Here is a 17,284-nt window from a genome sequence, read left to right as displayed (position 1 = left end):
AGAAGATCTGAGACGTTACCCATTCCACGCACTAAATCCGTTTAAAATTATTCTGGACAGGTATTATGATCCCATTATGATCTTAACATGATCCCATTGATCCCATCGCGATCCGGCTCTGAGTTCTTGCTATCGCTCTCTCGTTACGTACGTCTGCGAGTGGCCCACGGCCAGCCCGGTCGTTCCCTCTTTGCGAGAATGCCGATCTGAACCATCGCCGTCGTCGAGAGTCAGGAACCTCTCCCCGCAGAGGAGCATCACCCCAACAGGTTCTCTGAGCACTCTCTGCAGCGATCTAATCAGTTCCGCAATCTCGTGCAATGTACCCTGATGTTCGGAGCTCCCCACCTAATGTTCGGAGCTCGGCTTCGAACAAATCGCCCCGGCCACCTCCTCATCATCCCCTTCCGCCACGTCGCGGACTTCTTCGACGCGACCGATACGGAGCAGATCGCCCTCCTCGCCCTCCTCCGGGAGGCGAAAGACCTCCTCGACGGCCGGTACCATCCCGACGGCTACAACGTCGGCGTGAACGTCGGAGAGGCCGCCGGGCAGACGGTGATGCACCTGCACGTGCATGTGATCCCGCGGTATGCCGGGGACGTGGAAGACCCCCGGGGCGGGGTCAGGGGGGCGATCCCGGAGAAGAGAGTGTACTGGCACAGAGTGCCGGGAAGAATCAGTAACCATCAGGAAAATGCAGTGTGCCCAGCGGCCGAAGAGGTCGAACTGCCTGGATTCAAGAGGAAACGATCGAGCCTATTCGGTTGGAGCGGGGACCCCCGGGTTCTGTGACGCCGGTCCTACTCATCCCCTGCCAGGAGATCCCGCACTTCGCTCGAAAGAACCGGGAGGTACCTCTCGACGACACCCCAGACAACCTCATCGGATACGCTCGCATACCCGTGAATCAGTCGATTCCTGAACGCAACGATCAGAGATGCATCGGAGATCCTCTCACCGAGGCCCGGCTCCCGCCGGAGGAGCTGGTTCAATGCTTCGCCGATGATCTCGAACTGCCGCTCGACAGCAGATCTCAGCATGGGATTGGTACGATACTCCTCAAAGGATCTTCCGGCGGTGAACTGCGCGATATAGTCGGCGGCCCCGGCAATATCGTAGAGATACTTCTGTGCTTCACGCGACGGCATAGACATCTTTGCAGGTTCCTTCCACGGACTCACGGAAGATCGGGTTTCTGATCGCCGATCGCTCGACGAGATCGATCTTGCGGCAAAAAAGGCGGGCCAGATCTTCTGCGAGACCAAAATAAGCCTCTGCATGCTCCGCTGGAGTCATCGGTTCGAACTCGACGACAAAATCGATGTCGCTTGCTGCAGGGTCGAACCGGTCGCTCGTCGCCGAGCCGAAGATCCCAAGCCTCCTTACACGGCGGCGTCGAGCGACGCGGGCAATCTCGGAGATCTTCTCACAGATGAGAGGGTGCATCGGACAACTCTATGATGATTTACCATCCAGGGGGCATTATCTCTTTCGGATCGGCGGATGCCGTTCTCCTCCATCAGGCGACCGGGGATATAAACCCGGAGGAGGGCTACCAGTTCATCAAGGGTCAGGAACCCACCTCACAGAGGCAGAGGATCGTCACCCCAACAAGTTCTCCGGGCGCTTTCTGCAGAGATCTGACCGGTTCCGCAATCTCGTGCAATATCCAGATGTTCGAAGTTCGACTTCGAACAAATCGTCCCGGCCACCTCCTCGTCATCCCCTCCTGCCGCTCATACCGTCTTCTCCAGCACCCACCCGACCAGTCCCGCATCCACGACCATCGCGGCGAGCCGCCGGGGGGGTACCAGCACCACTTCCGGGTCGGGGGACGTCGCGTGTGCCGCCAGGGCATCGTCGGGGGAGTGGACGACGTAGAAGAGTTTTCTGAACTCGTCCCGGGTGAACCGGTCGCTATACTCGCGGAACTCGTGAAGGGTCGATCTCGATTTCACCTGGACCTGATAGGACTCGTTGTTGATCGGGTCCTCGAACTCGATGTCCGCAAATTTCATCGTCTTGCCGACGACGCTCCTCCGCCTCCAGCCTGCCCCCGAAAAGACGAGATCGACGAGAACCTCGAAGTCCATCCAGTGCAGGTGCCGGATCAGGGCCTCGGTCCGGTAAACAAGTTCCTCCCGTGCGTCGACGGTCGCAGTGTACTCGGGCGTATGCTCGCCGTTGATCAGGCGCCTGAGGGTGTCGAGCGGCCTGACCGTGCAGGAGGTGGCCCGGAAGGCCTGCAGCTGGGCAATGTTGCCGGGCAGGGTGTTCGTCAGGAGCACCTTCCCCTGTATGCTCCTATCGTGCCAGCCGCCGTCGGTCAGGCGGTATTTGGATACCCCGTCCTCGAGGATCCGGCCATCCTTGAGCCGGCACCACCAGAGCTTCGAGTCGTAGAACGTGATCCAGACGTCGCCGCGGTTCGAGTTGTGGATCGTTTTCAGGGAGTTGAAGTCGTGGGTGGCAGATCCGGGATGCTTCACCTTATGCCGGATTGCCCTCTCGATGATCTCCCAGTTCCCCCGGCGGAGATCCTCGAGGTCGACGTTGGTCCAGCCGATCCGCATCTTCCCCTCTTCGATGCTCGACTGCTCCCACTTCCCTTTCTCTCCCAGCTTGATGTAGTAGGCACGATCGAAGTCGATGCTCTCCATGGCCTTCCTCCCCGGAATACGAAACGCCAATGGAACCCGACGCTTAAAAACGTAGCGCCAGGTCTCTCGTGGGGTTATTGAAGGGAGTAGAAAGAGCAGGAGCCCGGATGCGTTCACGGACGAGGCTGATACAACGCCTGAAAATCCCTGCACGGTAAGATTATTCTATTCAAGAACAGGAGAAAGCCCCTGGTTAAAATAGATGCATATATCTGTGATTCATCGCCATATCGCACATATGGAAGACCGCCTCGAAGAACGGATCAACTATCATTTCGAAGACAAGGATCTCCTCCGGCGTGCCCTGCTCCATCGGTCGCGTTCGAATGAAGAGCGACAGAAGCAGAAAATCTGCGAGGATCAGGACGCCCTCCGGACGCTGGGCGACGCGGTGCTGAAAGCAATTTTGTGCGACCTCCTCATGCGTTCGGGGTATGAGACGAAAGGCGAGATCACCATAAAGAAAAGCACCATTGAACGCCGCCCGTTTCTTGCCGAACTGGGGAGGGGGTTTGATCTGCAGGATAAAATCCTTGTCGGAGAAGGGGCCAGAATGCAGAAGCATAACGAAGAGCCCAACGTCATTGCCGAGACGCTTGAGGCGATCATCGGGGCGATGTACCTGGACGGCGGATACGAGTCGGCAAAGAAGGCCGTCTCCGGCTGGTACGAACCCTACCGGGAAGAGATGCTGAAAAGGCAGATTCCGGAATAGTGGGACCTGCAGGTGGATGAGAGGGGGTTGTCCCAAGCCGCAGGTAACGGGTGTCGATGTGACGCAGCACCCCCGGGCCGTCGGCCGGAACCCGGCAGGCGGTCTGATGACGGCCCACACCCCCGAGTCTTCTCTCCCCCGCACCCCGCCGCCTATCCTTCGCGAACCGGGATCTCGGCCCCCTGCCCGGAAACCTTCTTCAGCCGCACCGCCAGCACGCCGTTTCGGAGAGTGGCCGCCGCACCCTCGTCCGTGACCTCCGCGGGAAGGTTCACGACCCGGGTCATCTCCCCGGACAGCCTCTCCCTGACGGCGTAGCCTCCCCGTTCTTCTTCCTCCCTCGTTCGGACGGTGATCCGCAGCGTCATCGGGCCGGTGAGCCGTACCGCGACATCGCCGCCCGCCATCCCCGGGAGGTCGGCGGCGACCGCGACCTCGTCCTCGAGGTCCCGGACGTCGACCGGGATCCCCGCACCCCGGACCACGGAGATCATCCGCTGCCCGGGCCCCGCGATCATCTCGTGGAGCCGCCTGTGCATCCCGCACGTCCCCGGGCCGAGCGCCCTCCGAAACGGGCACGAGAATTCTTTCTGTTCCATACTCCCAACTCCTCCAGGTGTCGTGCAGCCTACACCCTCCCGCTCATATAAGTTCTGGGGTCTCCCCTGTAGAGCCCCGGACAACCGCTCCCTTCTTCACCCCCCGGCCCCGAACCCTCTGCAACACCGGACAGGGAGACCAAACGGCTCTCAAGCGGAAAAAGTGACGAACGGAAGGGCTGCCATGACCACCTGCGTTTCCGGCCATCACAGAAGCATATATATGGACAAATTGTAAATTGTATTTCCAATATGTCCAACCAGATCCAGGGAATGATCCCGCGGGAGGCGGAGGAGAAGGTCCGCTTGCTCGCCCGGGGATTTCCGGCAGTGGCCGTGATCGGCCCCCGCCAGTCGGGAAAGACGACGCTCGTCCGGTCGGTATTCCCACAGCTGCCCTACATCTTGCTCGAGGATCCCGACACCCGCGCCTTCGCAGAGGAGGATCCCCGCAGCTTTCTCGCGCAGTACGAAAAGACCGGGGCGGTCCTCGACGAGGTGCAGAGAGTCCCGGAGCTCTTCTCGTACCTGCAGGGAGTCCTCGACAGAAACCAGAAGCCGGGGCAGTTCATCCTCACCGGGTCGCAGAACTTCCTGATGATGGAGCGGATATCCCAATCGCTCGCCGGCCGGGTCGGGATTGTCAAACTGCTCCCCCTCTCGATGAGAGAACTTGCCCATGCCGGGATCGAGGGCGAGCGCTACGAGGACCTCCTCTATGCCGGCCTCTTCCCCCGCCCCTACAGCAGCAGCATTCCCCCGGCGGACTTCTATGCATCGTATATCCAGACCTACCTCGAGCGTGATCTCCGGCTTCTCAAACAGGTGCAGAACCTCTCGGCATTCCAGACGTTCATGAAGATGTGCGCCTACCGGTCCGGCCAGGTGGTGAACTACTCATCCCTTGCAAACGACTGCGGCATCACCCATAACACGGCGAAAGAGTGGCTATCCCTCCTTGAGACATCGCTGCTGGTTGCGCTGATCCGGCCCCACCACAAAAACTTCAACAAACGGCTTGTGAAGATGCCGAAACTCTACTTCACGGACCCCGGCCTTGCCGCACACCTGGCCGGGGTGCAGAGTGCCGACGACCTCGGTTATCATCCCCTCAAAGGAGGGCTCTTTGAATCACTCATCATAACGGAGTTCCTGAAGTTCCGGCTTAACCGGGGCAAAGAGCCCAACCTCTACTTCTGGCGGGATAAACACGGGCACGAGATCGACTGCATCATCGAGTATCAGGGTTGGGATCCCGTCCCGGTCGAGATCAAGTCGGGCCGAACGGCAAGTTCCGATTTCTTCAAAGAACTTACCTACTGGAACAGCCTCTCCGGCAACGCCCCAGACAGATCGTTCGTGGTCTACGGCGGCGACCGGTCCCAGCGCCGGGCAGCAGGGCAGCTGGTCGGGTATCGGGACCTGGAGCAGGTCCTGCCGTACCTGGAGTGACAGAAGATGCGTCCACCGGGAGTGGACCTGCGGCCGCCTTCCCGATCACGCTCCCCCCGGACGGGGTAGAACGGGTGACGCGCCCCCCGTAGCCCGGATGACCGCTCCCTTCTTTACCCCCCGCGCCCACTCTCCACTATGCCCAACGACCCCGAGATCATCAGGGCGGCCATCCGAAAGGCGCATGAACTCGGCGCGGACGTGGCGGGCGCCGTGGCGGCAAAAAGGCTCGTCGACTGCCCCTCGGCGGTCGCGGAGAAACACCCGGGCTCGCAGGAAAACCGCGGCACCTGCATCGTCCTCGGCCTCTCCCACGACCCGGAGCACCCCGAACTCGACCTCTGGGAACCGGGCCGGGGGACGCCCGGCGACCGGATCCTCGGGAATACCGGCAAAAACCTCGCCCGCTGGCTGCAGGAAGAGTACGGAGTCCGCGCCCGCCTCATCCCCTACCGGATCGAGGACGGCGGGATCTACCTCAAGGACGCGGCATGCATGGCGGGGATCGGGAGGATGGGGAGAAACAACCTCGTCCTCGTCCCGGGCTACGGGCCGAAAGTCCGGTTCCGGGCAGTCTGGGCGGATCTGGAGTGTCCCGAAGAACCATCGCCGGAAGGAGACATCCCCTGCGCCGGCTGCGAGGGCTACTGCACCCGCGCCTGCCCGATGGACGCCTTCCCCACCGGCAGGTTCAGCCGGGAGCGGTGCCTGGCGCGGATGAACGCCGACAGGACCTCCGGGAGAAGACGGATCGACCACTGCCGGGCCTGTGAACTCGCCTGCCCCGCCGGGGGGTAGATAGCCGGGAGGAAAACGCTCCGGCCGCATCTACGTCGTCTCGTGCCGGCGCAGGAACTCCCGGATCTTCCGCGACTCGATCCAGCCCCGGTCGAGCTGGCCGACGATGCGGTCGATCCGCCGGACCTGCTCGCGAACCTTCTCTGCGGCCTCCTCGTCGTCCATGAGATCGGCCCGGGCAAGCAGGACCTGCAGCGGCTGGCGGACATGATCGGCCAGGATCGCGAACTGCTCTATGTTCTGCTCGATCCGGCCGTATGCCTCCCGCCGGATCCTCTCGACCTGCTTTCGTTCGGTGACGTCGGAGGAGATGACCGCAAGCCGCCGGACCCGCCCGTCAGCACTCTGGATCGGGAAGAGGATATGATCGAAGATCCTCCCCTCGTGCTCGTCGGTCATCCGGATGGGCTTCGCCGAAGAGAATGCCTCATCGGCCCACTTCCTCCGGGATGCCGCCAGCTCGGGCGGGAAGAGATCGTAGACGCATGTTCCGCGGAGGTCTTCCGCGCTCCTCCCGGACCGTGCGGCCATCGCCTCGTTCAGGGCAAGGATCGTACCCTCCCGGTCGATGAGCACCGTGGCATCGGGGGTCGCATCCAGGAGCGCCCGGAACTGCTCTTCACTCTCCTGAAGGGCAAGCTCGGCCCGTTTCCGCTCGGTGACGTCGATCGCGACCTCGAGCCGCACGTCCCGCCCGTCCGGCCACCGGATGATCCGGTCGACGATATCCAGGTGGACGTCGAGAAGCGGGTTATAGTACTCCCACCGGTACGGTTCCGGCTTCCGACGAAGGATCACCTCGTTGGTGCAGAACGGGCACGGTGCGTCACGGCCCTGGAATTCGCGGTAGCATATCCCGCCGACGACGTTCCTCCCGAGCGCTCTCGTAAAGAAGGGGTTTGCGTACAGGATCTCGTTCGTCGCGGGATCCGTGACGTACACGATCTCCTCAAGGCCGTCGAAGATCGAGAGGAGCTGATCGCGCTCGAACTGCAGGGTCTCCTCAACCTGCGTCTCTCCGGAGACGGGGCGGATGGTGGCCACGTGGGTGCCGGGTGCCGTCCGGGCCACGGCGTTGCACTCCACCCTGACCGTGGCGCCGTCCTTCCGCACAAGCTCGCATTCTCCCTGCAGTGTGCCGGTCTCCAGGAACTCCCGCCAGAACTCGCTGTCCCCGCCTGCGCAGATCTCAAAGACCGACCGCTGCAGCAACTCTTCCCGGGTATACCCGAGCAGGGCACAGGCCGCCGGGTTGATCTCCCGGATCTTCCCGGCATCGTCCGCGACGAGAACGGCATCCCTCACGAGTTCGACGACCGGGCGGAGGTACCCGCACTCCGTGTCGCGGGAGCCTGCCGGGTCGTCCGGCGGGGGCGTGCGGGCCCGGCCGCATGCAGGCCCCCTGCCGTGCGAGGCCTTAAGAAGCGTGAACCGGAACGCCGCCCCCTCTTCCGGACGGCCGGAGACGCGGTCGTCGACCCGCACCTCGCCGCCGTAACGCTCCACGAGCGTCCGGACAATATAGAGCCCGAGGCCTTCGCCCCTGCCGTGCCCGAGCCCCCGCTCGAACCGGCGGAAGAGCAGCCGCTTCACCCCGTCCGGGATCCCCGGGCCGGTGTCTTCGACCGAGACCAGCACCCCGCCGTCCTGTTCCTCGACCCTGACGGCGATCCCGACGTCCGGTCCGCCGAACTTGACGGCATTATCGAGCAGGTTCGTAAAGACCATCGAGAGGAGGCCGTCCGCGCAGACCTCGATCGGCCGGCCGGCGTAGCGGATCGAGGCCGCCGGAAACCTCCCGACCTCCTCCCGTATGACGGCGTCGAGATCGACCGGCGACAGATCGGCCGATTCATGGTGGATCCGGCGGATGGTTGCGACGTTCTTGAGGATCTCGGTGCTCCGCCGGATGCTGTCGTGCAGTTTCTGCGCGTAGGTCTTCGGCTCGCCCTCGAGCAGGCCGAGCAGAAGATCGGCGTACATCGTGGAGACGTTGTTCGCGTTCCGGACGTCGTGCGTCAGGATATCCAGGTAGAGGTTCGCTTCCCGGTGCGCCTCGTCCAGTTCCCGGTTGACCCGGGTGAGCTCCCCGGTCCGCTCCCGGAGTACCGCCTCCGCCTGTTTGCGCTCGGTGATGTCCCGGAAGACGACCATGATGGAAGGCCGGCCCCGGTAGAGGATGGGAGTCGCCGTGATGTCGACCAGGATCGTCCGGCCGTCGAGGATCTTGAGTTCCTGTTCGGCCAGCGGGGTGGCCGTGCCTTCCAGCTGCATCCGGTGGATCTGCCCGGCGATAAGCTTGCGGTATTCGGGGGAGACGAAGAGATCCAGCGGTTTGCCCACGATGTCTTCGGGACTCCTCCCGCCCGCGATCCGGACGCAGGCGGGATTCACGTAGACGATGATGCCGTCCTGGTGTACGACGACGGCATCCGGCATGAGTTCGACGAGGGAACGGTACCGCTCCTCGCTCTCCCGGAGGGCGTCTTCCGCCCGCTTGCGCTCGGTGATGTTCTCGATCATGCCGATGAGGAACTGCGGATCACCCTCCGCGTTCCGGACGAGAGAACCCGTCAGCATTCCCCAGAGAATCCGGCCGTCCCTCCCCACATACCGCTTCTCCAGCCGGTATCTCTCGATCTCCCCGGCGACGAGAGACGCCGCAAGCGCCGTGTCCCCCGCCAGATCGTCGGGATGGGTAATATCGGCAAAATGCATGCCGCGAAGCTCGTCCCCCCCATACCCAAGCATCTCCTGGAATGCCGGGTTGGTGTCGAGGAAGTGCCCGTCCAGCCCCACGAGAGCGATGCCGATCCCGGCCCTCTCGTAGATGCCGCGGAACCATGCCTCGCTCTCCCGAAGCGCCCTCTCCGCTGCCTTCCGCTTGCGGATATCGATGCCGATGCCGACCCGGGTATCGTCGGAGAGGCGGATGTTTGCCCAGGAACTCTCGACGAAAGACCCGTCCTTCGCCCGCAGCACAAGGTCCCGCCACCCGGGCTCGAGCGACTGCATGAACCGGCCGACCATCTCCCGGTACCCGGGGTCGGGATAGCATAACGCCATGAGATCGTCGCCGCTCGCGTCCTCCTCCGTCCAGCCCAGCGTCTCGCGCAGAGCGCGGTTGAGCCGGAACGCCTTCAGGTTCGGGTCGTAGATCGTGATCATCACCGGGATCGCATCGATGATCGCCTGCAGCAGCTCGCGCTCGTGCGCCATCTTCCGCTCCGCCCGTTTCCGGTCGGTGATGTCGCGGGAGACCGTCAGCACCCGCTCGACCCTGCCGGAAGACCCGGGGATGGGAACCGAGATATACTCGCTGTACGCGATATCCCGGATCACGGCATGGCGGACCTCTCCCCGCACCTTCTTCCCGGTGGCGAAGACCTCCCGGACCTTCTCGAAGTACGGGCCGGCCCCCTCCGTCGAAAGCCCGAGCTCCTCCCAGGTCTTCCCCACCATCTCGTGCGGCTCTCGCCCGAGCCGATGGGCGAACTCCCTGTCCGCGTAGACGTACCGGAGGTCCCGGTCCAGGATGTTCACCGTCTCCGGCAGGTAGGAGAGGATGGTTTCCAGCACCTCCTGCTCGCGGTCCGCCCGGAACTCTCGCAGGCGGACGAGCTGCATCCCGTCCTCGCCGACCCTACCGGAGCACCGGACCTGCCGCTCTCTGCCTTCCCGGGTCCGGATGGTGCAGACAAGGTCGGGAAGTTCGGCACGGTCGCGAAGCGATGCCGAGATCTTCCGCCCGCATTCCTCTTCGACGATCCGGGGCAGAAGAAACCGGCCCAGGAACTCGCCGGCGTCGCTGCCGATACCTGCGTCCCGGTCGACCCCGAGACAGTGCCGCAGTGCTCTGTTGATCCAGACGATACGGTTGTCCGGACCGACCAGGAGCACGCCCTCGTCGAGCAGGTCGAGGATCTGCGGGGCCGGCGCGGGTTCGGCAGAAGCGCCAGAGAACGGTGTCATCGGCGGGACTCCACTTGCATGGGATAAGCCTGTCTTTGTTTATTTAAAGTTGTGGAAACTCTTTAACCCGGAAAGATACGTCCCCTCTCCTGTCTTCAGCCGCCTGTCGTAGAGATCCGGCACGTATAAATAGTCATTCTCTTCACCGTGAGAACAGGCCGCTCCCCCTGCCCATCGGGGATCGTCGCCCGGGCGCGGCCGGCTCACCGGACGAGAACGGAGGCAACACCATGAACGTGCTCGTGAGAACCCCGGACGGGGTTGAAGAGGTCAGGGAAGTCGACTCCGAATGGGTCATCCCCGGCGACGTCCTGGACGACGGTTCGGTCGTCCTCGAACTCTGGGACGAACTCTCGGACGACGACTACCTGGCGATCGGGCTGTACGACTGAGCGGCGGGCCCGTGGCGCGACTCGTTCACGACCGGCAAGCGCCGCTCCCCGAATGAACGGCGAGATCCGATCACGGACAAGCGCGACAGGGTATGCTCACGGTTACGGCGCATCCCTGCTGCAGAACCTGGAAAAAGTATCTTCGTCCGATCTTACTCATCCCCGCTCCGGAGAGACCGCACTCCGCCGGAGAGGACGGGCAGGCATCCTTCGGCGACGCCCCGGACAACCTCGCCGGATACCCGTGGATCAGGCGATTCCGGGACGCACCGGAGATCCGAAGAACCGGCTCCCGCCGTCAGAGACCTTCCTCTTCGATTCCCCTGACCGCACGGGCGATCTCGGCAAAGACCAGATCCTCGTCCACCTCGATCTCCGCCCAGCGGTCGGCGTCGACGAAGTAGAGGTAGGGTATGATCGGAGCCCCGAGGATCTGGGCGGCGGCGCGGCGGTAGATCGCCATCTGGATCGCATACTCCCCGGCGTCCCCCGGCGTCCCGGTCTTGTAGTCGATGAGCATCCAGGTGCCGTTCTGCCGCTGCACCAGCCGGTCGATGACCCCCCTGAACGTTAACCCGTTCACCCGCGCCGAAAACGGCACCTCGCGGTGGTCGCGGACGATCCCCCGCATCAGGGGCGATGCAAGGAAACGTCCGTAGAGTTCCTGGTAATCCGGAGCCCGGGCGGGGTCCAGCCCGTACCGCCGCAGCACCGCGGCGGGGTCCCGGCCGCGGAAGATCTCGTGGACGACGAGGCCGCGGGTCAGCGCATCCTCCCCGGCGGCGAGCCCCGGCGGCCGGGACTCCCCCGGGCCGCGGAGGTACGCCTCAAGCTCGCTTGCCGAGTAGGCGCGCCCCTCCTTCCCGTTGGAAGGAATGCCCGCCGGGACGGCTGCAACGGGGGCGTCGTCCGGCACCGGCAGGCAGACCGGGGCGGTCTCCTGCACGTCGACCGGGATCGCCGCGGGATCGAGGGTGATCGGGATGCGGAGCGTCCCGAGGACGGCTTCCCCCCGGGCGTAAACCTCGTCGCAGAGCCCGAGGCAGTGCGCGATCCAGGCCATCCGGGTCCTGGCGTCCGCGAGACTCTCCGGGGCCGCGTCCGGCACCTCCCCGCAGAGGATGAGGTGATCCTTCGCCCGGGTGACCGCGACGTAAAAGAGCCGTTTGCGCTCCGCCTCCTCCTTCTGCCGGTACTCGTCCTTGAGAAGCCGGAGGACGGGCGTCTCCTCGCGCTCGTGATCGTTTGCCGGGTTCGGTATCGAGACCCCGAGAAGCAGCCCCTCCTCCACCATGATCGTGCCTCCGCCGGACCGCGGCGTCTCCGCAAGGTCGGGGACGACGACGACCGGGAACTCGAGCCCCTTCGCGGCGTGCACCGTCATGATCGAGACCGCGTTAGCGGATGCAAGGTCGAGAGGAGCATCTCCTTCCCGGTCTCCGGTGTCGATGGAGCGGCCGAGTTCCGCGACAAAACCGGCGAGCGTGGAGCAGTCGGCATCCCTCGCGAGGGCGATCAGTTTCTCGACGTTCGCCGCGGCCTGCTCGCCCCCGGCCATCCCGCCGAAGACGACGAAGATCCCCGAGGTGTCGACGATCCGGCGGAGGAGGCGGGCGGGCGGGAGCCTGCGGGAGAGCGAGAGCCAGCCCCGGAGGGTCGCCGCCGCAGGCTCCTCCGCGGCCTGCAGCCGCTCCCAGAGGGAGGAACCCGGCGACCGGGCGATATGGAAGAGCCGGGCGTCGGAGAGCCCGAAGTACGGCGACCGCAGCACGCCGTAGAGCGCCGCGTCGTCCAGGTTGTTTGCGAGGAACCGGAGGATGTTGTAGAGATCGTAGACCTCCTGGCGCTCGTAGAACCCGAGGCCGGCATGGACGTGGTAGGGGACGCCGTAGCGGGCGAGCGCCCACTCGTAGTAGGCGAGGTTCGTCCGCCGCTCGAGCAGGACGGCGACGTCACCGTAACCCGCCGGCCGGGACTCCCCGTCGCGGCAGACCTGCTTCTCCCCCCGCTCGACGAGAGAGCGGATCTTTCTCGCCGCCATCTCCGCCTCGGCCCGGCGGCCGGCCGCCCGCTCCCTGATCTTGTGGCAGAGGAGGAGTTCGACCGAACCGGTGTCGTTTCCGCGAATCGCGCGCAGCGGTTCGTAAAGAAACTCCCAGGGCCGGCCGGCCTCCGCCATCAGGGCGGAAAAGACGGCGTTCGTGAACCCGACGACCTCGGGCGTGCTCCGGAAGTTGACGTCGAGCGCGATCGTCTCCCCGCCGAGCTCGCGCTCGATCAGGTCGCGGGTGTGCGAGAACTGCGTGACGTCGGCCTCCCGGAAGAGGTAGATGGACTGTTTCGGGTCGCCGACGATGAAAAGGTTCGCGGAATCGCCGAGAACAGCGCGAATGATGGCGATCTGGACGGGGTCGGTGTCCTGGAACTCGTCGACCAGGATAAACCGGAACCGGCTCCTGAAATGCGTCTCGACGATCTCCCCCCGGTCGCGAAAGAGCCGGCGGGTGCGGTTCACCAGGTCGTCGAAGTCGAGAGCGTTCATCCGCCGCTTCTCGGCCTCCACTGCCTCGAGGAAAGTCGAAAAGACCACCCCGAGGTCGCGGAGGAAGGCGAGCGTCGCCCGGGTGAAGGGGTCGGCCCGGTCGAGCGCGAGCGTGAGGGCTCCGGCGTGGTCTTTGAGGCACTGGTTGAGGGCGCCGTAGGCCGCCCGGAGGTCGCCGAGGTCGTCCCCCTCCCAGTTCTTCTTCTGCCCCATCCGGGTGGAGAAACGCCGATCCTTGTGGATTTCGACGATCCCGGCGACCGCAACCTCACCGGCGAGGCAGGGTTCGACCGCCCGGAGGTAGGCCTCGGCCGGGTCGCGCTCGCCCGGGTAGCGGGCGGCAAGGTGACGAAGCGTCTCGATCGAAGGGGCGGCACGGTCAAAGAAGGCCGCATGCGCCGCCTCCCGGTGCCGCTCCAGAGCCTCCCGCCAGGCGTCGAGCACCCCCTCCTCGCTCCCGGCGAGGGCGGCAAAGAACGCCTCCGCGGCTCCGCGGCGCGAGTACAGCGCCTCGAGATAGTTCTTCAGTTCATGGGCCCCGAGCGCACGGAGGGTGCCGATCACCGCGTCCCGGCACTCCGCGGGCGGATTGCCGTGGATGAGGTCTTCGATCACCTCCTCACGGAGCCGGAACGCCTCCCGCTCGTCGAGAACGGCGAAGGATGGCCCCACGCCGGCCTCGAGGGGGAACTCACGGAGAACCGAGGCGCAGAAGGAGTGGAAGGTCGATACCTTCGCCCACAAAAACTCGTCGCGGATAGCGTCCCACCGCTCGCCCTCCTTCTCCGCGATCGCCTGGCGGACCCGGATCTTCATCTCGCCGGCCGCCTTCTCGGTGAAGGTCAGCGCGAGGATCTCCCCGACACCGGCACCGGATTCGAGCAGGCTGAGATACTTCTGCACCAGGACGTGCGTCTTCCCCGTTCCCGCACCGGCAGTGACGCACTTGCTCGTCGAGTGGTCGAGCGCGGCCCGCGCCTGGCGTTCAGTCAGTCCCATCGGGCATCGCCTCCGCATTAAGCAGCCGCAGCGCGTCGAACCGGCAGGCGGTCTTGAATCCGCAGTAACCCGGGCAGGGGCCGGCGTCCGACCGGGGCGGGAAACGCCCGGCGCGTATCCCGGCGAGGTAGCGCTTCGTCCAGAAGAGAGCGGTCTTCACCACCTCCCGGACGTCCTCGACGCTGCTCCGCTGCGAGCCGGGGAAGCAGGAGAAGCAGTCCTTTAGCCCCGCGTCCCAGAAGACCGGCTTGTTGTGGACTTCCCCGCGCCTGAGGGTGTAGTAGGTGCCCGCGACCCCCTCCATCCCGGTCAGGCTCTCGACCGCCAGGAGGTAGAGGGGGAGCTGGAGCGCTCTCCCGGCCTCGATATCCTTGAGCCGCGGGTGTGACGACCCGGTCTTGTAGTCGGTGATCATGAACCGCCCATCGGTCAGCACGTCGACCCGGTCGACCCTGCCCCGCAGGCGGATGGTCTCCTCGCCGAGCGGGATCGCGACCGCTTCGGGCACCGATACCGCGTCGACCTCTCCCGGCACCAGCGGGAGGCCGAACGAGACCTCGAACGCGTGCGGGACGAAGCGGGAGGCCGCGACCTCGGCCTCGTGCCGGAGGAACCGCTCAAGCACCCCCTGTCCTGCCGCCGGCGACCCGAGGAGATGCTCCTTGTCCGCGACCCATGCCGGGGTTTCGAACGCGAACCGGTCCGCCTCCTCCCGGCCGGTTTCAAGAAGCCGCCGGAGGGCGTCCGCGTAGCACGCCCCGGTGACCGGGCCGTTGCCGTCGCACTTCCAGCCGGAGTAGAACCGGTAGGCGATCCGGTGGACGAGGCTCCCTCGCTCCTGCGCCGTCAGGTCGGGATCGATCTCCGGGAGAGGTGCAAGGCCGAGAACCCGCTCCAGGTAGAACCGGAACGGACAGTCGGCGTAGGTTTCGAGAGCCGTCGGGGAGAAGACGGCTCCAGCGCCGAACCGTTCGGCGAGCGCCGCGGCGATCATCGGGTCGTCATTGAGCATGCCGTCGTAGGGCGAGCCGTAGCCGCCTCTCCGGTGGTAGTTCTCGATGTTGAGCCGGCGGACGGCCTCGCGGACGGGGAGGGGGCACGGCATCCCGACGGGGAACTCCCCCCGGGCAAGGAGGGCCCCGGCTCGCCGGGCTGCCGCGAGCCCCGAGTCCGGGAAATCATCGCTCCCCCATGCCTCCGGGGAGAACGCCTCACGAACGGCGTCCACGAACCCGGAACGCACCAGCGGTGTTGCTCCGTCGGCCGCGGGGTAACTCAGATAGACCCCGGAGCGGGCGGAGAGGAGGGCGGCGGTGAAGTAATACCGTTCTTCCCGGAGGATATCCTCTCTCGACCGCGTTCGAAGGCGCCGGGTCTCGGCGTCGGTGGTGAACGGGAGCCGGGTGGTCAGCCGCGGCATCGCGCCCTCGACGAGACCGCCGACGAAGAGATAAGGGACGGCGAGGTGCGCAACCTCCCGGACGCCGACCACCCGGACGCCGCCGTTGCTCCGCCGACGGCCTGTCCGGGTGCCGGCGGCAACCTGCGCGAGCAGGGAGGAGAACTCCGCAAGGGGCATCTTCTCGTCCGGCAGCAGCCGGGCGAGGCGTTCGAGCGCCGTGAGGACACCGGCGAATCCCCCGAGCTCCCGTGCTTCTTCCTCGAGGAGATCGGGATCGCCGTCCTCCGGCATTGCCGGAGCCTGCCACCGCTCGAGGACCGATCGGTAGGCGGCGATATGGTTGGCAAGCGTCTTCGTCCCTTCGAGCGCCGAGAGATCGGCGAAGAGTTCCCGGACGGTCTGGTGTGCCGACTCGATGGCGGCGACCTTTTCGGCGAGCCGGGCTTTTGCCGATTCCGGAGTGTCCGGCCGTTCCCGCTCCTCGCCGGCGGCGCGGGCGAGCGCGGCGAGCCGCTCGTTCCAGGCGGCCGCTCCGGCGGTTATCCGGGCCTCCCGGGAGAAGACGTCGAGGTCGCAGCCGCAGGTGAACGGCAGGTAGGGGGAGGTCGCGAGAGCGACGACGTCCTCCCGCCGGTAACCGCGGGCGGGAACCGCAGCGACGTCGAGCAGCGCCCGGACAAGCGGCGATCCGGAGAGCGCCCGGCCATCGGACGCGGCGTACGGAACCCCGAAGTCGGGGAAGACCTCCTCCACGCAGGGAAGCGCCGATGCGAAGTCGGGGAACGCGACCGCGATCTCGTCCGGCCGCACGCCGGCGGCAACCAGCTCGCGGATCTCCTGCGCGATCGCCCGGACCTCGCCCTCCCGGTCACGCCGTTCTGCGAGGCGGACGAAACCGCAGCAGTCAACCGGCTCGGACCGGGAGAAGAGGGCGGCGAGGCGTGAGCGGCGAGTGTCCGGAGCATCCCCGGATATGACCGCATCCGGGAGCAGCCATTCGCCGTCGTCGGCAAAGACCGCCGGGGTTCTGGCGTAGGGGATCGAGTAGTGAAATTCCTCCGCAGACTCCCGCAGAGAGAAAAGGAGGTCGCGTTCGAGCGGCATCGGCTCGAAGAGACCATAGGCGAAGACCTTCCGGGGAGGGCGGGCATAATGGCTGCCGCCTGCCCGCGGCATCGGCTCGAAGAGACCGTAGATATAGACCGTCCGGAACCAGCCCGTATCGGCGAGCAGCCGAACCGCGCGGGCAAAGAGCGTATTCTCGTCGACGAGGTCGTGCTCGTCGAGGAACCGGCGGTAAGCATCGAAGAGGCGCGCGATCTCGACGCTTTTAGCGGTCGCGAGGTCGCCGAGGGCGGCCGGGTAGTCGACCTTCCGCATGAGGATGACTTCAAAAAGGGTCGCGAGATCGTCGACCGCCCCGGTGCCGGATAGAAGCGGGTACCTGCCGGCGGCGAGGATGCGGGCGAGGATGAGCCGGGACTCGGCTTTGGAGATCAGTGTCTCCGACGTTGCATAATCGAGAAAGACCCTCCGGGCGAACCCGGAGAGGGTCGTGACCGCATCGGCGACGACCGGGGCGCCTTCTTCCCCGAGGCGGCGGATGATCTCCCGGGCAAGGTGAGAGGTCGGGACGATGAAGACGGTGCCGAACGGGTCGCGGGCGGCGGCTTTCCGGAACTCCGCGATGAACGCGTCGAGACCCTCTCCGGGCAACTGGCGGTACAGAACGGCGGGGGACATCCGGTGA

At 65.3% G+C, this 17,284-nt stretch carries 12 protein-coding genes; 5 read left to right on the top strand and 7 right to left on the bottom strand.

What is annotated here, in order from left to right; all coding sequences use genetic code 11:
- Positions 1 to 351 precede the first annotated feature (351 nt).
- Positions 352 to 795: an HIT family protein gene (locus SZ63_RS09605; protein WP_338151819.1), complete on the top strand. Its 444-nt coding sequence runs from the start codon at positions 352 to 354 to the stop codon at positions 793 to 795.
- Positions 796 to 803: 8 nt separating this feature from the next.
- On the opposite strand, the gene SZ63_RS09600 is transcribed toward SZ63_RS09605, so the two are convergent.
- The 3 genes from SZ63_RS09600 to SZ63_RS09590 all read right to left on the bottom strand — a co-directional run bounded on the left by SZ63_RS09600 (position 804) and on the right by SZ63_RS09590 (position 2,663).
- The gene (locus tag SZ63_RS09600) at positions 804 to 1,157 is read right to left on the bottom strand and encodes a HepT-like ribonuclease domain-containing protein (RefSeq protein WP_241481312.1); all 354 of its coding nucleotides are present in this window, start codon (positions 1,155 to 1,157) and stop codon (positions 804 to 806) included.
- Entirely contained in the window at positions 1,138 to 1,449 is a 312-nt protein-coding gene (locus SZ63_RS09595) for a nucleotidyltransferase family protein (protein WP_048184645.1), read from the bottom strand. The genes SZ63_RS09600 and SZ63_RS09595 overlap by 20 nt, the downstream gene beginning before the upstream one ends.
- 290 nt (positions 1,450 to 1,739) lie before the next feature.
- Entirely contained in the window at positions 1,740 to 2,663 is a 924-nt protein-coding gene (locus SZ63_RS09590; RefSeq protein WP_048184642.1) for a hypothetical protein, read from the bottom strand.
- Between the two features lie 238 nt (positions 2,664 to 2,901).
- On the opposite strand from SZ63_RS09590, the gene SZ63_RS09585 reads away from it, so the two are divergent.
- Positions 2,902 to 3,378 (top strand): ribonuclease III domain-containing protein, encoded by a 477-nt coding sequence (locus SZ63_RS09585; protein ID WP_048184640.1) that lies wholly within the window; start codon positions 2,902 to 2,904, stop codon positions 3,376 to 3,378.
- A gap of 152 nt (positions 3,379 to 3,530) precedes the next feature.
- Here SZ63_RS09585 and SZ63_RS09580 read toward each other — a convergent pair whose 3' ends face one another.
- On the bottom strand, positions 3,531 to 3,977 hold the full coding sequence (locus SZ63_RS09580; RefSeq protein WP_052959125.1) for an Hsp20/alpha crystallin family protein: 447 nt from the start codon (positions 3,975 to 3,977) through the stop codon (positions 3,531 to 3,533).
- Positions 3,978 to 4,229: 252 nt separating this feature from the next.
- On the opposite strand from SZ63_RS09580, the gene SZ63_RS09575 reads away from it, so the two are divergent.
- Positions 4,230 to 5,429, top strand: coding sequence for an ATP-binding protein (locus SZ63_RS09575; protein ID WP_241481311.1), 1,200 nt, complete (start codon positions 4,230 to 4,232; stop codon positions 5,427 to 5,429).
- A 138-nt stretch (positions 5,430 to 5,567) separates the two neighbouring features.
- On the top strand, positions 5,568 to 6,227 hold the full coding sequence (locus SZ63_RS09570; protein ID WP_048184635.1) for a hypothetical protein: 660 nt from the start codon (positions 5,568 to 5,570) through the stop codon (positions 6,225 to 6,227).
- A 30-nt stretch (positions 6,228 to 6,257) separates the two neighbouring features.
- Here SZ63_RS09570 and SZ63_RS12480 read toward each other — a convergent pair whose 3' ends face one another.
- Entirely contained in the window at positions 6,258 to 10,199 is a 3,942-nt protein-coding gene (locus tag SZ63_RS12480) for a PAS domain S-box protein (RefSeq protein ID WP_052959124.1), read from the bottom strand.
- A gap of 230 nt (positions 10,200 to 10,429) precedes the next feature.
- Here SZ63_RS12480 and SZ63_RS13080 point away from each other — a divergent pair, with 230 nt between their 5' ends.
- The gene (locus SZ63_RS13080) at positions 10,430 to 10,591 is read left to right on the top strand and encodes a hypothetical protein (RefSeq protein WP_169746321.1); all 162 of its coding nucleotides are present in this window, start codon (positions 10,430 to 10,432) and stop codon (positions 10,589 to 10,591) included.
- Between the two features lie 298 nt (positions 10,592 to 10,889).
- Here the strand turns inward: SZ63_RS13080 and SZ63_RS09560 are convergent, their stop codons facing one another.
- Together SZ63_RS09560 and SZ63_RS09555 are read right to left on the bottom strand one after the other, a co-directional pair.
- On the bottom strand, positions 10,890 to 14,132 hold the full coding sequence (locus SZ63_RS09560) for a UvrD-helicase domain-containing protein (protein WP_048184632.1): 3,243 nt from the start codon (positions 14,130 to 14,132) through the stop codon (positions 10,890 to 10,892).
- On the bottom strand, positions 14,119 to 17,277 hold the full coding sequence (locus tag SZ63_RS09555; RefSeq protein ID WP_048184629.1) for a PD-(D/E)XK nuclease family protein: 3,159 nt from the start codon (positions 17,275 to 17,277) through the stop codon (positions 14,119 to 14,121). Before SZ63_RS09555 ends, SZ63_RS09560 begins: the two co-directional genes overlap by 14 nt.
- Between the last annotated feature and the right edge of the window lie 7 nt (positions 17,278 to 17,284).

The organism is Methanoculleus sediminis (assembly GCF_001017125.1).
Lineage (GTDB): Archaea > Halobacteriota > Methanomicrobia > Methanomicrobiales > Methanoculleaceae > Methanoculleus > Methanoculleus sediminis.
This window is presented reverse-complemented; position numbering and strand designations above follow the sequence as displayed.

Excerpts from the sequence above, each read along its gene's own strand:
- SZ63_RS09605 (WP_338151819.1), top strand. The coding sequence starts at position 352 with ATGTTCGGAGCTCGGCTTCGAACAAATCGCCCCGGCCACCTCCTCATC.
- SZ63_RS09600 (WP_241481312.1), bottom strand. The coding sequence starts at position 1,157 with ATGTCTATGCCGTCGCGTGAAGCACAGAAGTATCTCTACGATATTGCC.
- SZ63_RS09595 (WP_048184645.1), bottom strand. The coding sequence starts at position 1,449 with ATGCACCCTCTCATCTGTGAGAAGATCTCCGAGATTGCCCGCGTCGCT.
- SZ63_RS09590 (WP_048184642.1), bottom strand. The coding sequence starts at position 2,663 with ATGGAGAGCATCGACTTCGATCGTGCCTACTACATCAAGCTGGGAGAG.
- SZ63_RS09585 (WP_048184640.1), top strand. The coding sequence starts at position 2,902 with ATGGAAGACCGCCTCGAAGAACGGATCAACTATCATTTCGAAGACAAG.
- SZ63_RS09580 (WP_052959125.1), bottom strand. The coding sequence starts at position 3,977 with ATGGAACAGAAAGAATTCTCGTGCCCGTTTCGGAGGGCGCTCGGCCCG.
- SZ63_RS09575 (WP_241481311.1), top strand. The coding sequence starts at position 4,230 with ATGTCCAACCAGATCCAGGGAATGATCCCGCGGGAGGCGGAGGAGAAG.
- SZ63_RS09570 (WP_048184635.1), top strand. The coding sequence starts at position 5,568 with ATGCCCAACGACCCCGAGATCATCAGGGCGGCCATCCGAAAGGCGCAT.
- SZ63_RS12480 (WP_052959124.1), bottom strand. The coding sequence starts at position 10,199 with ATGACACCGTTCTCTGGCGCTTCTGCCGAACCCGCGCCGGCCCCGCAG.
- SZ63_RS13080 (WP_169746321.1), top strand. The coding sequence starts at position 10,430 with ATGAACGTGCTCGTGAGAACCCCGGACGGGGTTGAAGAGGTCAGGGAA.
- SZ63_RS09560 (WP_048184632.1), bottom strand. The coding sequence starts at position 14,132 with ATGGGACTGACTGAACGCCAGGCGCGGGCCGCGCTCGACCACTCGACG.
- SZ63_RS09555 (WP_048184629.1), bottom strand. The coding sequence starts at position 17,277 with ATGTCCCCCGCCGTTCTGTACCGCCAGTTGCCCGGAGAGGGTCTCGAC.